At 31.0% G+C, this 14,829-nt stretch carries 8 protein-coding genes and 1 pseudogene; 8 read left to right on the plus strand and 1 reads right to left on the minus strand.

Going from position 1 to position 14,829, the window contains the following annotated elements; genetic code table 11:
• Nucleotides 1-71 precede the first annotated feature (71 nt).
• The 6 genes from EKQ63_RS01510 to EKQ63_RS01535 are packed head-to-tail and all read left to right on the plus strand — an operon-like array spanning nt 72 to nt 6,606.
• Nucleotides 72-1,322, plus strand: a complete 1,251-nt coding sequence (locus EKQ63_RS01510; RefSeq protein ID WP_143880655.1) for a class I SAM-dependent methyltransferase — start codon at nt 72-74, stop codon at nt 1,320-1,322.
• The gene (locus EKQ63_RS01515) at nt 1,315-2,004 is read left to right on the plus strand and encodes an ABC transporter ATP-binding protein (RefSeq protein WP_139889400.1); all 690 of its coding nucleotides are present in this window, start codon (nt 1,315-1,317) and stop codon (nt 2,002-2,004) included. Before EKQ63_RS01510 ends, EKQ63_RS01515 begins: the two co-directional genes overlap by 8 nt.
• Nucleotides 1,998-4,139 (plus strand): ABC transporter permease, encoded by a 2,142-nt coding sequence (locus EKQ63_RS01520; protein ID WP_143880656.1) that lies wholly within the window; start codon nt 1,998-2,000, stop codon nt 4,137-4,139. The genes EKQ63_RS01515 and EKQ63_RS01520 overlap by 7 nt, the downstream gene beginning before the upstream one ends.
• Nucleotides 4,140-4,164: 25 nt before the next feature.
• Nucleotides 4,165-5,373: a beta-ketoacyl-[acyl-carrier-protein] synthase family protein gene (locus tag EKQ63_RS01525; protein WP_143880657.1), complete on the plus strand. Its 1,209-nt coding sequence runs from the start codon at nt 4,165-4,167 to the stop codon at nt 5,371-5,373.
• A gap of 2 nt (nt 5,374-5,375) precedes the next feature.
• Nucleotides 5,376-6,080 carry a 4'-phosphopantetheinyl transferase family protein gene (locus tag EKQ63_RS01530; RefSeq protein ID WP_143880658.1) on the plus strand — a complete coding sequence of 235 codons (705 nt, stop codon included), beginning with the start codon at nt 5,376-5,378 and terminating at the stop codon, nt 6,078-6,080.
• On the plus strand, nt 6,058-6,606 hold the full coding sequence (locus EKQ63_RS01535) for a DinB family protein (RefSeq protein ID WP_223290751.1): 549 nt from the start codon (nt 6,058-6,060) through the stop codon (nt 6,604-6,606). The genes EKQ63_RS01530 and EKQ63_RS01535 overlap by 23 nt, the downstream gene beginning before the upstream one ends.
• A gap of 1,434 nt (nt 6,607-8,040) precedes the next feature.
• On the opposite strand, the gene EKQ63_RS01545 is transcribed toward EKQ63_RS01535, so the two are convergent.
• Nucleotides 8,041-8,832 carry a carbonic anhydrase gene (locus tag EKQ63_RS01545; RefSeq protein ID WP_139889395.1) on the minus strand — a complete coding sequence of 264 codons (792 nt, stop codon included), beginning with the start codon at nt 8,830-8,832 and terminating at the stop codon, nt 8,041-8,043.
• Nucleotides 8,833-10,796: 1,964 nt separating this feature from the next.
• On the opposite strand from EKQ63_RS01545, the gene EKQ63_RS01550 reads away from it, so the two are divergent.
• Both EKQ63_RS01550 and EKQ63_RS01555 read left to right on the plus strand, forming a co-directional pair.
• Nucleotides 10,797-14,126 carry a Cna B-type domain-containing protein gene (locus tag EKQ63_RS01550; protein ID WP_143880661.1) on the plus strand — a complete coding sequence of 1,110 codons (3,330 nt, stop codon included), beginning with the start codon at nt 10,797-10,799 and terminating at the stop codon, nt 14,124-14,126.
• Nucleotides 14,104-14,352, plus strand: a pseudogene (locus EKQ63_RS01555) (IS4 family transposase); the annotation flags it as partial. The gene EKQ63_RS01550 and the pseudogene EKQ63_RS01555, both read left to right, overlap by 23 nt.
• Nucleotides 14,353-14,829: the final 477 nt, after the last annotated feature.

Raw genomic sequence — 14,829 nt, forward strand, 5'->3', positions numbered from 1 at the left:
GTGGAAATTTATATAGATAGGAAGCTTTTTGCTTCCTATCATTTAATTTTAAAAGAAGAGGAGGTTATTAAATGCAATATAGTTTGTTAATGAGCAAGTATCAATCATATTCTCCAAACAAACGTTATAAGTTACCGGAAAAATCCATTCGTATAAATATTTTAGTTCGATTATCTAAGATTATAGGGATAAGAGATACTCCTTTGTTCCAATTACTTTTATTTTCAAAAGTTAAAAACTATATAAGGTTTATTGTATTAAGGAAGGTATATGAAAACTTTGATAATGTTCAAGCAATGACAAGAGGGAATATGCATCATAATATATTTCATTCATTTATGGATCTAGGTATCCAGTTGGGTATGATTTCACAAAAAGGGAATGTATACACATTAAATCAAGAATACCTTGTGGCAGTAAAGAGCAGAAACAGCTTAGTTGAATTTGAAGACGAAAATTATAGTGAGATTGTAAATAAAATACAAAGTGATTACAAGTTCATTGAGCGTGTAATTAATGAAGAACATAATACAACATTAGGGAAAATAATGGAGAAACTAGATTATATATATATTAAAGAGGTCCTTACCTATTTACAAGAGATTAATGAATTGGACTTTTTTAAACAAATAGCCCCTAGCTTCTCAGAAGATTTCTACACGGATCTTGGAGAATTAGCGTTTAATATATACACAAAAGAGAACTATGCAGCTTTTATTTCTCAAAAACAATTTAAGTCAATTCTAGACATTGGGTGCGGAAATGGTAATTTTATTGATGTTCATTTGAGGTCTGATGATAAACAAATTGTTGGTGTAGAAAGACAAAAAAAAGTGTTTGAGAAACTACAAACTAAATATAAAGATAAGTCAAATGTTGTTATACACAACGAAGACATTATAAATCTTTCTTTTGATAGCAAGTTTGACATGATCAATATGAGTTATATGCTATTTTATCTTACTCAAGACGAAAAAGAAGACCTCTTCAAGAAACTAAAAGAAATTTTGCATAGGGATGGTTCTATAATAATTTGTCAGTATTATCCTAATTTTGAAGTTTATCAAGAGCTTATTGCTAAGCATAATAAGGATTGGAATCTTATATCTCGCTTTAAATATGATATTTGTAATAGTATTCTCCAAGCTGAAGTTGTATTAAATAATATGCTTATTGATTTTGCTCAAGCGGAGCAGTGGAATCTGTTCCTTCCTCTATTAGATACATGTGGATTTGAAGTGAGTGAAATTGCACCAGCAGATGATACATATTATTCGTATTTTATTACAATTAAACATAAAAGTGGAGGTACAAATGATTAAAGCTACTAATGTTATAAAAGTCTTTAATGCAAATAAGCAAAATGAATTAAAAGTGTTAAGAGGAATTGATTTAGGTATAAATAAGGGTGAACTATGTACAATTATTGGGAAATCAGGATCGGGTAAAACTACGCTTCTCAAATGCTTATCTGGGCTAGAGAGTGTTACTTCAGGCGATATTCAGGTAAACAAAAGAAGTATAGGCAATCTCACTAAAAAAGAAGTAAATGTTTTTAGAAAAAATGATATTGCTTTTGTTTTTCAAGAATATAACTTAATTGATGATCTAACTTTACATGAGAATATCTATTTAGAACATGATGTCACTGAGGAAATTGAAAATCTTATTGATGATTGGGATATTCGTAAAGCAATTAATTTATTCCCTAATCAATGTTCAGGAGGTCAACAACAAAAAGCTGCTATATTAAGGGCTTTAGTGAAAAGAGCAAAAATACTGTTTTGTGATGAACCTACAGGGGCGCTTGATGGTAATTCATCTAAGGAGGTCCTAACAGTGTTGCAAAAGCTACAAAAAAGTCATCAAACTACAATTGTTCTTATCACCCATAATGAACAAATTATAAAAATTTCTAATCGCACTATCACTATCCATGATGGGAAAAAGGTTAATGATGTAGTAAATGAAGATATTGAATTAGCGGAGAATTTAGAATGGTAAATCAATATATTAAGAAAAAATTTAGAAAACGTACAATAAGGAGATTAAACACTTATAAATTAAAGCTTTTAGTTATATTTCTTGTTATTTTTGCTACAACTGGTATCTTTATAAGCTTTTTTGTTGGTACTAGTAGCGTTCTACAATCGGTTGAAAAATTTAACAGCGAATATAACGTAGAGGACGGTATATTAATAACCAATGAAGATATTGATGAGAAATTTGAGGATATTTCCTTCGAACAAATTAAAAATGGGGAAGTGAGGGAAGGTGGCAGTACAGTCCGAATATTCCAGTCAAGAAAAAAAATTAATAAATATCAAGTGACCAGCGGTCGTGATATTCAAAACGATAAAGAGATTCTAATTGACAATAACTATTTAAAAGCAAATAAATTAGCACTCAATGATGAATTGACCTTTAATGGAGAAAAATTAAAAATAGTTGGAACTGCAATATCACCTGATTATATTACAACCAAAAATAGTAATCTAGTGTTGCAAGCTAATTCTGAAGTTTTTGGTATAGCATTTGTAAATGAAGAAACTTTTAAAAGGCTATTCGGTAATAAGTTCTCTTCATATTATGCTTATACTAGCAATCTAGATGTACAAGAGGTTTCGAAAATCGTGAAACCAATTTATATTAATAACTCTCAAAACAACACGAGGATACAACAAGTAATAGGTGATGCAAAAGCGCCAAGGGATCTAGCGTTGCTTTTAACATGCTTACTATATCTAATAGTCGGGGTTCTTTTAAGTGTTTATCATTTTGAAGTATCCAAGAAAGAATCAAATAACCTAGCAACATTTAATAAGTTAGGCTTTAACAAATGGGTTCTTTTTAAACATTATATAACTGAAACGAGCTTAACAATTTTAATTGCATGGTTAATCGGTGGTACAATCGGTATATTTTTGATTGAAACGATTATGCAAATGAATAGCCAAATATATAATTATCCAATTCTAAAAATTGATTACGCGTTATTGACAGAATCTTTAGTCTTCTCACTAACTATTGTTTTAGTGATTAACTTTGTTTTAGTTTATCAGTTTTATATAAAATTTAAAAAGAAGAAAAATAAAGTTAAATCTATAAGAAAAAGAAGTAGCAAAATTATGAATTTCATTCCTTTTACTTACCGGTATCGGTTAAAGCGGATAAATAGAAATAAAAAGGAAATGACTTTGTTTATAGTACTGATTTTCTTTGTAGGTTTACTGATTAATTTTTCGTTTTTATTGAAAGGCTCTGTAACTAAGTATGTCGATGATTTAGCATCAGAGAATACTTTTAAAGAAATTTTGTTTTTAAATCCACCTAATCAATATGATATCAAAGGTGAAGAGTTTAAACTATATAACTTATATGATGAAGGAGGTATTACACAAAATGTTTATGTAATCGGTTCTGATTCTAAGTATTATAATTATAATCTTAAACTGGAAGATGGAGATGTAATAATTACTCAAGCATTCTCTGATAAATATGGGAAAAAAGTAGGAGATAAGTTACTACTAAAAGATGTAACTAATCAAAAAGATTACTCATTTAAAATTAATAAAGTCAACAATGTTACTACAGTGAGTAATATATATTTAGTTTCCAATAATGGAGAAATGTTCAACCATAAAACATATTCAGTACCTGCAGTAGCTCTATCAAAACCATATGATAATGCTAACGATAGTGGGATAGAAGCTACGTTGACTAGGAACGAGATAATAACTTCCGGAAAAAATATCTTAGAAGTTATAAACAAACAGATCACACTTATTTTAGGGCTTGCTATAGTTCTACAAGTTGCATTACTTTACTCACTTCTTGAGTTCAGTTATCAAAATAGTATCAAGTCAATTAAGACATTAAAATTAGAAGGTTATTCATTAAAAGAACTAATGAGAATGCATTTTGCCTTTAGTTTTCCTATTGCGGTCCTAACAATTATTGGATCATACCTTCTATCAAGAATAGGTGTAAGAGTGTTTTTGGATCAAATTATGTTTGACTTTGTTAACTTTGTTAAAGTTACTGATAACCTAAATATTATATTTGTAAGTAACGGAATGATAATTGCCGTATTTACCTTCTTCTTAATAAGAATAAGATCAAAAATGAAATGCATTTAAAATGACAATGGAGGCAGACGAGTTTATGAATAGAGTCGTAGTAACAGGAATAGGTATTGTTTCACCAAATGGTATTACTAGAGAGAGTTCCTGGGAAAGTATTGTTAATCTTGAAAGCGGTATTAATCTTTCCAAATATAAAAATACAAACTTTGTTGGAGAAGTAGATGACATTTTTAATGAATCACTTACTACAAAGGATAAGCGGTATATGGATCGTTGTACTCAAATGGCGGTAATTGCATCAAGAGAAGCCGTTAAAGATGCAGATTTATTAATTAATGATGAAAATAATGAAAACGTTTCTGTGTTTGTTGGAAGTTCTGTTGGGGGCATTCGTGCCCTCGCAGATGAGTTTGGAACTGCAGCTTTGAAAGGTGTAGATCAAATGACAATGCTTGTAATACCTAGAAATCTAATTAATATGATAGCAGCAAATATTAGTATTGATTTAGGTATAAAAGGTGAATCTCTTGCTTACTCAATTGCCTGTGCTTCAGGAACAGTAGCGATAGGAGAAGCATTTAAAAAAATTCAAAATGGTAGCAAAAAAATAATATTAGCAGGTGGAGCAGAAGCATGTGTTATTCCACAAGTTATAGAACCTTTTAGAAAGTTAAGAACCTTAACAAACTCTAAATTCTTAGATAAAGCTAGTGTCCCTTTTTCAAAAGATAGATCAGGATTTGTAATGAGTGAAGGGGCGGCCTTTCTTATTCTTGAAGAACTTAATCATGCAAAGGAGCGTGGGGTTCATATCTATTGTGAAATAGAAGGTTATGGAAGTTCATCAGATGCTACTTCATTATTGGCGCCTGACCTTAATGGTGTTACAAGATGTATGGAAAATGCAGTAATTGATGCTAAATGCAGTTCCAATGAGATAGAGTACATAAATGCTCATGGTACATCTACCAAACTAAATGACTTAACTGAATCAAAGGCTATAAAGAAGCTATTTAATCAAAATCCTTTAGTATCCTCGACTAAATCTATTCATGGACATGCTTTAGGAGCAGCTGGAGCAATTGAAACAGCATTATGTTGTATGATGATTAAGAAAGGAAAATTAATTCCCACTATTAATGTATCAAGAGATAGTGTGGGAGAGGATATAGAAGTTAACCTTCTTTTAGAAAAGATATCTAATTATAATGGTGGTAAAATCTTAAATAATTCATTTGCATTTGGTGGGCATAATGCCTCAATTTTATTATCGAAATTTCAGGATTAATTATGGATATTTTCTTCTGTAAGATAAATAAAAACCAAAGTAATCTTATATCAACAAGAATTCTCACCAAACGAGCTATACAGAGATTAAAAAAAACTACACACCCTAAAAAAAGGCTTCATATTATGTACAGCGATTTACTTATACAGTATGTGCTGTTCAAAAAACAAAGAATGAAATATCCGTTGAGTATAACCTATAATATGCGGGGGAAACCTCTATTATCAAAAGGCTTCTTTAATATTTCAAATTGTAATGAATGGGTTATGTGTACTTACAGTAATAATGCTGCCGTAGGGGCTGATATTGAGGAATATAAGCGGTGCAATCATGAGTTAGCTGAATTCTTCTTTACTCAAGAAGAACTAAAACACTTATTAACCTTAGCGCAAAGAGAACAAATCAATTTTTTTACGGATTCATGGACTTTTAAAGAAAGTTATGTGAAATGTAAAGGGATTAGTTTATTCGATATTAAAAACAATATCCATTCACCTTTAGTGAGTAATTATTTTATTAAGGGTTACACAGAAATTGAAGGTGAATTATTTTATTATGTACGTGGAGTTATTGAAAATTATAGTTGGTGTTTGTTAAGCGAAGAAAGATTTACTAAATATAATATTAAGTTAGTGTGCTATTCGCAAATTATAGAAACTTTAACTAACATATACAGGGGGAATTATGCAGAGCATTTACATGACTAATCACTTTAACAAAATTTATCAACAAAGAGAAGAATTTGCTAATGAAATACAGCATTTCAAAAACAAAGAATGGGAAAGGCCTTGCAAAGATAAGTGGTCTTTTGGAGAAACATATTATCATTTATACTTAATGGTCAGGCGTTTTCGACAATTAAATAAGTTATATTTACCATTGTTTAGACCAATTGCTGCTGCAAGAAAAAAATTACCTTACAAAACGCATAGTACCGACATATATACTGAATATAAAGAGAAACACAACAAGCCAATGAAAGCACCTTTTATTTTGCTGCCACCTAAAGGAATAGAAGTTAAAATTTCATTTGAAAAATTAATTAAAGAGTTAGATAAAGAAACGAAGAATTTAGAAAAAATACTTTCTAAAATCGAAGATGACATTGCTGGCCACATACGTTTCCCTGATCCAATCGCTCATAACCCAAACTTAATACAAAGTATTCATTTAATAGGTATACATGAAAAACAACATTTCTTTTTATGCAAAAAATATTATCATTTAAATTAATTTGCCTCTATTAGAGATATATTAATGTAGGTCCTGGTGCAAATAATACACAAACTAAAAATAGCAATATAAATTCCTAACGGAATCGCATGATAAGCAGTTAATTCAAACAACTGTTTGTTAACTACTTATCATGCTTGAAGATCAATCTGTACGAGTAAATGCTAGCAAACATGTCGGCCTATGCCAACCGACATTCATCTCCCATCTAAAATTGGTGTTTCACACCTTCACATTTTTGAGGGGGAGTCTTCTGGTAGAAAATGATAAATGAAACAGTTTGTTTTGCAATTGCTGAAAATAAGCAATTATGCATTTTATATTAAATACAAATTATGTTCCAAATGGGGGAACTATGATTAAATGCCGAAAAGGTAACGATTTTGTTACCTTTTGTTGATATGTGTCGATTTTAATGTTATATTCATAACAACAAAGAAAGAGCAAACAAAAACCCTTATCTAGTAAGAAATCAGAATTTTTAGTTTTCTCTACCAATGTACTTCATGTGTCGAAGAAGTTTGTGCATTTTTTTCCACTCTTTCTTTGTTTTACCCTACATAAGAAAACAATCTGTTTTTATACAGGTTGTTTTCTTTGCGTTACAACGTACAGCAAAAAAATGGATTGTCGTTGAAACTTGTTTTGTAATTAAACTTGTAGTCTACTTCAGTTACGGTTACAAAAATAGTACGTTACAAAAGGGACAAAAAGAAGATGTAGTATAATGACAAAAATAATATCACTGTTTATACTGAAAGCAATGAAAAAAGCACGTCGCTTTTTTTCATTACTATGATATGGTTTGAAAAGAATTATGATTAAATACCGAAAAAAGTAACAATTATGTTACCTTTTGTTGATATATGTCTTTTTGATGCTATATTCATAACAACAAAGAAAGAGTAAACAGAAACCCTAACAAGTATGATGTCAGAATTTTTAGTTCTATCTAATCGATCTACCTTTTGTGCTTTATAAGTTTGTGTCTTTTTTGCCATTCTTTCTTTGTTTTACCCTTAAAAGAAAACAACCTGTTTTTATATAGGTTGTTTTCTTTTGTAAAAATAAAATTTTTTTAAGGTATTTTAGCAAGACATGTACTAAGAATTATAATGTTCATCAAATATTAATCCTATAATTATTATATAATAATTATAGGATTTTTTATTTTTAAAATTATATATAATATATCTAGTATGTTATCTTTTTCTTCTTTAAGAAACAAAAAGAAGACGTAGCATAATGAAAAAGCTGCTGTCCTAAAGGGACAACAGCTTATTTTTATACTGGTACAAAAAAATTATAATTTCATTGTGCAAAACAATGGTTATTTAAATTGTCTGGTTTCCATAAACTTTGCTATGATTCTCTTATAACAAACATACAAAAATCAGTAATATAGATTAGGACATTGGTTCGTATGACTGTTTTTTATGATACTTCGCGTCCATTAATTGGTTGAACTGGTCGGCTATTCGTTGGGAATAATTTATGGAACGCTTCAATTTGTTTTTTGGACATCTCTATTGTTTGTTTCAACACAATCCATTGGACATTTTCAGTACAAGGAGGTGTTGTCAAAGACCCCATGTAACGGAATGATGAATGATCTGAAGGAAGAATCTGTTTTATATCAATGGTATGTTGCACATCGTCTTTTATATTTTTTCTGTACGGGAGATTTTCCCACATTGCTGCAAAACCTTCGTTTTTTTGTCCTTCTTTTATCATAATACCTACTACTGCTAACTGACCTTGATCATTTTGATGGACTAGATGTAATTCCATATCTGCATATTTCCCTTCAAATTGGTGCTCACTTGGTGTATGAAAATGGAATTGTTTTAATGTGTAACGATTTCCTCCTAGCATGAGATAATCATCAGGACTATTTGCTTTTCCCTCAATACTATGCCCATTATTTTTAATAGAAAATGATATTGGTTGATAATTTATTTGCAAAGGATTATTATCAACTGTTGATTTTATTTGCTCTGTTTTGATATCTATTGGAGATTGTTCTTGCCCATTTAAACACATTTTGTATTCTGGTTTCAATTCTCCCCAGTGCTCTGGACCAGTATTCCCCTCATATGACCACTGCGTATTTTTCTTAGTAGATTGTCTTTGCGGAGCTTCTTGTTTTGCTGTGTTACATCCCATCAACACTACACTCATTGTTAATATAAAGGGAGTTTTATAAATAAACTTTAAGCCTTTCATACTGTTTCCTCCTTAGATAATAAAATATTGTATTTAAAGAATATTGCTTGTAACTAAAGGTTCTGTTGCAAATTCGCCAAAAATATTAAGAATTTAGAGAAGCATCCCTCGATTGTTATGCAATTTAAGCTATTAATTAGAAAAATGGAATACGGAAACTATACAGTTAACTTAGGAGAAAAGGAATAACTATGCTTCTTACCTATACCCAAAATCGATTATGTAATCTAATTATGATTCAAATTACTTAACCTGGTCATATTTTGCTGGCACTACTGTATTCATTCCGAAGCATGGATGTTTTGTCATTCTTATATTCATTATCCTCATTTATAATTGATATCGATTTTCATTTTATATTAATTATAATTATATATAAATTATTAAAAAAAAATCAATATAGATTTATATTCTTTAATGTGATACTATGTATTTCTGGTTATGTTGAAGAGTTTTCAACAAGAAGTTATTTTCCTAAATTTACGAAATAGAGAAATCAGTTTAATTGGATCCACCTTCCCTCAACATCAAGCTAAAAAAATAACCAAAATATAAAAAGATTGAATTCTCAAGAGGAAAATGTACAATTTTGTTTTAAGTGCGTCATAAAATTTTTAAGTTGATGGAGAGATAGGGTGACCTCTATTAGTTAGTGGTAATATTAGTTTGCGGAAAAATGTCGAATTTGTGAGAATTTTGTGATTTTTTGTCTTGTGATACTTTATATTTAGTGCTAAACTCATAATACAAAGAAAGAGTGGCTGAAAATATCTCCATCTGAACAAAAAAGACTGAAGATTCAGTCTAATTATTAAATGGATAATATTCATGTTTATTACTCTTTCTTTGTTTTATTTTATATATAATATTGAACATTATGAATAGATAGCGGGGTGAATGGAATGTAATTATTCGGTAAAAGTAGAGAATAAGTATTCTGTTGTTTGTATGACATCTTAATGAATAACATACTTATTACAAATATTTGTTGAGAGAATTGAGACGTTTTTTTTCAATTTAGCAATGAAAAATTTGAGTTCATACAAATAATTATGAATCTAGTCAACAAACTGAGAATTTCATTGAAGATTCGGTATAACGAGATTCAGCCATGGAGTTTATTATTCATGCAGATTTTAATTAAGATTCTAAATGCATAAGTAGACTAAAAGTGATAAACGTTTTTTGTGATCTTTTTGAAAATTATAAGACTATCTAATTAAAAATCTGAGAAATGATTTCCAAGTGACATTTGAATAAACAAAATTATTCGTAATTTATATTTTTACTAAATGAATCAAGAATTAGGTAGTGGTTTAGAACAATTACTTAAGGACAATATTTTGGTGTATATAGGGGGGATAAAATAAGAATCTTATCTCAAGAGGGGGATAAATTTACGTTTGGTTTCTTTAATTACAAAATCAATTACAAAAACTACAAAAACTATCTTTGGCATTTAAAAAGTCCTATATTACGGATGGGAGCATGAAAGAATGCCTATAGGAGGGGGAAAAAATTCTGGTGAATAATGTTATAAATCATTTAAAAGCGCGATTGAAAAACTGAATATATTGATATTATGAATATAAAAACAATAAAAAGTAATATTAATAAATTAATAGCGTTGAAATAAAAGCATTATTAATCAGAAATGTATGCTCAAAATAAGACGGTAGATATGATATAAAATCTCAGGATTTTATAGGGATGATGAAAAACGTAACTTCACCAGTTACAATTATATCGAAAATTGTTTAACTTGTAAATATTAAACTTAGTGAAAGTAATGTTACTTTTAAAAAATGAAGTTTAGTAGAGTACAAGAGAATTATTTATAGAAATTTGTTTTCAAGCTTTATGTGTATCACGATTAAAAGAAATGGAATACCATCAGCCTATAAAGTCATTGTCATTGCATATTCATATTAGAGCCATCTAATTATAACTGATAGGAGAATGACATGATCAAGAGAGTAACTTCGATTTTTTCGATTCTAATGCTTTTTATATTTACTATAGGTCAGAGTTTTACATCCATAATAGCAAATGCACAGGAGTTAAATACAACAGGATTTGTTGATAGTTTTACAATTGATAAAACGACGCTTAACTCCGGAGAAACAACAAGAATGGCAGTACAGTTTAGTGATAAATCTGGGAATCAAATGAAAGCTGGAGATACACTAACATTAACTTTACCTTCAGAATTGAAAGGATATAGCGGAACTATTCCATTAAATAATGATGCAGGTGTTAATTTTGGTACTTGTCAAATAAAGACAAATAATGTTGTATGTACATTTAGTGATACAGTTGAGAAACTTCAAAATATTAGAGGGAATTTTTATTTCCAGGTTAAAGCAATTAGTGTTGCACAAGGACAAACAGTAACAACTGAAACGAATTTAGGTACACAATTAGAAAAGAAAACGGTAACGATTATCGGCCCTACTGGTGGTGGTGGTGGATCTTCACCGTTTTCGTACAAAACAGGTGATATTAAACCAGAAAATACTGATGAAATACAATGGGTTTTAAATGTAAATACGTCAAAACAAAATGTAGATAATGATATTGTTTTAAATGATATTTTACAAGAGGGGCAAACGCTTAATCAAGATAGTCTCCGTATTGGAGGGTTTGCCACTCCAATGACACCACAAGAATTCCAAGCGCAAGGTTATGGAACGGTTACATTTATTGGTGATAATGGATTTAAAGCTGTTATCAATAAAGATAAAGCCAATGGTCTTACTTTTGTTTTTGAATATAAAGCAAATATTACGGATAGCGGAAATAAATTGGCGGAATTTTACAATAATTATAACATAGACTACAAGGTTGCGGGTGAAGAGCAAGTATCTAAATCAGATAGTGTCAGTGTTAAAAATATAGATCAGGGCGGCGGTGCGCAAGGCGATTTACCTCCTAAGGGAACGTTAAGAATTGTGAAGCACATTGCCGGTGATGAGACAAAATTTATACCAAATGTTTCATTTAATTTGTATACGGATTCAGGTCAGCAAATTGGTAGTACGTATATAACGGATGGACAAGGTATGGTCGAGGTTCCAAATTTAGACCCAGGTAATTACTATGTACAGGAGATTGCAGGTCCAAACTATTTGGATTTTGATCCTCAAGTAAAAGTACCTTTTACCATTGATGCCAATGCTGATAAAGGTGTAAAGCTTACTATTCCGAATAAAGTAAAAACGACAACTGTTTCAGGGACGAAAACATGGAATGACAACAATGCAACAGATCGTCCAAGCTCAATTCAAGTAGAGTTACTGCAAAATGGAAATTCAATCAAAACACAAGAAGTAACAGCAGTGAATAGCTGGAACTATACGTTTGCAGATCTACCTGCATATGATAATGATGGTAATGTTTATACGTATACAATAAAAGAGCAACCAGTAGCGGGATACAAATCAGAAGTAAATGGCTACAACATTACAAATACAAAAAATGCAAAGACATCTGTTTCAGGAACGAAAACATGGAATGACAACAATGCAACAGATCGTCCAAGCTCAATCCAAGTAGACTTATTGCAAAATGGGAACGTAATCCAAACAAAAGAAGTAACAGCAGCAAATAGTTGGAATTATACATTTGCAGACTTGGCACAATACGATATGAACGGTGTTGCTTATACATATACAGTAAAAGAGCAACCGGTAGTGGGATACAAATCAGAAGTAAATGGCTACAACATCACAAATACAAAAGTAGCGAAAATGACAGTAGAAGGAACGAAGAAGTGGAAAGACGGAAATGCAACAGATCGTCCAAGCTCAATCCAAGTAGATTTACTACAAAACGGAAATGTAATCCAAACAAAAGAAGTAACAGCGGCAAATGATTGGAAATATTCATTTACAAATGTAGAATCATATGATGTGAATGGTAGTGCCTATACGTATACAGTAAAAGAACGACCAGTAACGGGATACAAATCAGAAATAAACGGTTATGACATTACAAATACAAGAGTAGGTCAAACAACGGTAGAAGGAACAAAAACGTGGAAGGACGGAAACGCAACAAATCGTCCGACAACAATCAAGGTAGACTTACAACAAAATGGTCAAGTAGTTGCGACGCAAGAAGTAAGTGAAGCAACAGGCTGGAAATATGGATTCAAAGACTTAGCAGCATATGATGCCGAAGGAAATGCATATAAGTATGAAGTAAAAGAACAACCGGTGGATGGATATAAAACAGAAGTAAACGGTTATGACATTACCAATACAAAAGATGCAAAAACATCTGTTTCAGGAACGAAAACATGGAATGACAACAATGCAACAGATCGTCCGAGCTCAATTCAAGTAGATTTACTGCAAAACGGAAATGTAATCCAAACAAAAGAAGTAACAGCAGCGAATGGTTGGAATTATACATTTGTAGACCTAGCGCAATATGATGCAAATGGTGTTGCTTATACGTATACAGTAAAAGAAAAACCGGTAGCAGGATACAAAACAGAAGTAAATGGTTACAACATTACAAATACAAAAGTAGCGAAAATGACAGTAGAAGGAACAAAAACGTGGAAAGACGGAAATGCAACAGATCGTCCGACAATGATCAAAGTAGACTTACTACAAAATGGAAATGTGATCAAAACACAAGACGTACTGGCAGTAATAGGTTGGAAATATATATTTGCCGATTTAGAAGCATACGATGCGAATGGAGTAGCTTATCAATATGAAGTGAAAGAACATCTAGTAGCGGGATACAAATCAGAGATAAGCGGTTATGATATTACGAATACAAAAGTAGGCCAAACAACAGTAGAAGGAACGAAGACGTGGAAGGACGGAAATGCAACAAATCGTCCAGAAATGATCAAAGTGGACTTACTACAAAATGGAAAAGTAATTGATACAAAAGAAGTGAGCGCAGCGAGCGAATGGAAATATGCGTTTACAGACTTAGCGGCATATGATGCCGAAGGAAATGCGTACAAGTATGAAGTAAAAGAACAATCAGTAGATGGATATAAATCAGAGGTTCATGGTTATGACATTACGAATACAAAAGTAGCGCAAACAACAGTAGAAGGAACAAAGACGTGGAAGGACGGAAACGCAACAAATCGTCCAACAACAATCAAGGTAGACTTACTACAAAATGGAAAAGTAATTGATACAAAAGAAGTGAGCGCAGCGAGCGAATGGAAATATGCGTTTACAAACTTAGCGGCATATGATGCCGAAGGAAATGCATACAAGTATGAAGTAAAAGAACATTCAAATGCGTCAGTTTCTGCTTGAAAAGAAAAAACAAGAGCTGAGTGAATACAAAGCGATTTATATGATTAAAGATTACTTTCCATTACTGTTTCAAGCGATAGCCGTTGGCACAGAAAAACTTTTGAAAATTTTGCATCGCCTTTATCAGCTGCTCAAAAAGAACGGTCGTAAATGTCATAGGTATAAGAAGATGACCGTCTTTGATATTCTAGGGATTGTGTATAAAACGACAGTGAAGCATAGATAAGCTGCCTAGCGAAAAAATCACGTTTTAATAGGCTTCTTTAGCATGCCTACTTTTCTATCAATTACTAGTTTTGAACCAAGAATCGTTTCATATCTAGTAAGTTACTTGTTTAGCTTGATGGACATGCGGAGTGACCCACATAACTAGATTTATTTCTGTCCCTAATAGATAGCAATCTGTTTTCTTCCTCTTTTGTAACTGATTGAACAAAGTAATATTTAAGGAGTACCCCAAATTTAAATTTTTACATGTAATTTTAAAAAAAATATATAGATTTATTTATGATTTATTTGTATAGTTTAATTGTCTGTTATTTCTTTTAATTCGTTTGTTTATATTATTTTTTGAGTGCTCCAGCAATGGAGCCTTTTTTTTGCAATAATCCATTTTCTGTACGTATCTATATAAGGTTTTACTTTCTTTTATTAAGTGTTCCACCATATGTTCATCACCTTAATATTTTGAGATATTTTCAAA

The organism is Bacillus sp. BD59S (assembly GCF_007363175.1).
Taxonomy (GTDB): Bacteria; Bacillota; Bacilli; order Bacillales; family Bacillaceae_G; genus Bacillus_A; species Bacillus_A pacificus.

Coding starts and splice junctions, on each gene's coding strand:
- EKQ63_RS01550 (WP_143880661.1), top strand. CDS start 10,797: ATGATCAAGAGAGTAACTTCGATTTTTTCGATTCTAATGCTTTTTATA.
- EKQ63_RS01525 (WP_143880657.1), top strand. CDS start 4,165: ATGAATAGAGTCGTAGTAACAGGAATAGGTATTGTTTCACCAAATGGT.
- EKQ63_RS01530 (WP_143880658.1), top strand. CDS start 5,376: ATGGATATTTTCTTCTGTAAGATAAATAAAAACCAAAGTAATCTTATA.
- EKQ63_RS01515 (WP_139889400.1), top strand. CDS start 1,315: ATGATTAAAGCTACTAATGTTATAAAAGTCTTTAATGCAAATAAGCAA.
- EKQ63_RS01545 (WP_139889395.1), bottom strand. CDS start 8,832: ATGAAAGGCTTAAAGTTTATTTATAAAACTCCCTTTATATTAACAATG.
- EKQ63_RS01535 (WP_223290751.1), top strand. CDS start 6,058: ATGCAGAGCATTTACATGACTAATCACTTTAACAAAATTTATCAACAA.
- EKQ63_RS01520 (WP_143880656.1), top strand. CDS start 1,998: ATGGTAAATCAATATATTAAGAAAAAATTTAGAAAACGTACAATAAGG.
- EKQ63_RS01510 (WP_143880655.1), top strand. CDS start 72: ATGCAATATAGTTTGTTAATGAGCAAGTATCAATCATATTCTCCAAAC.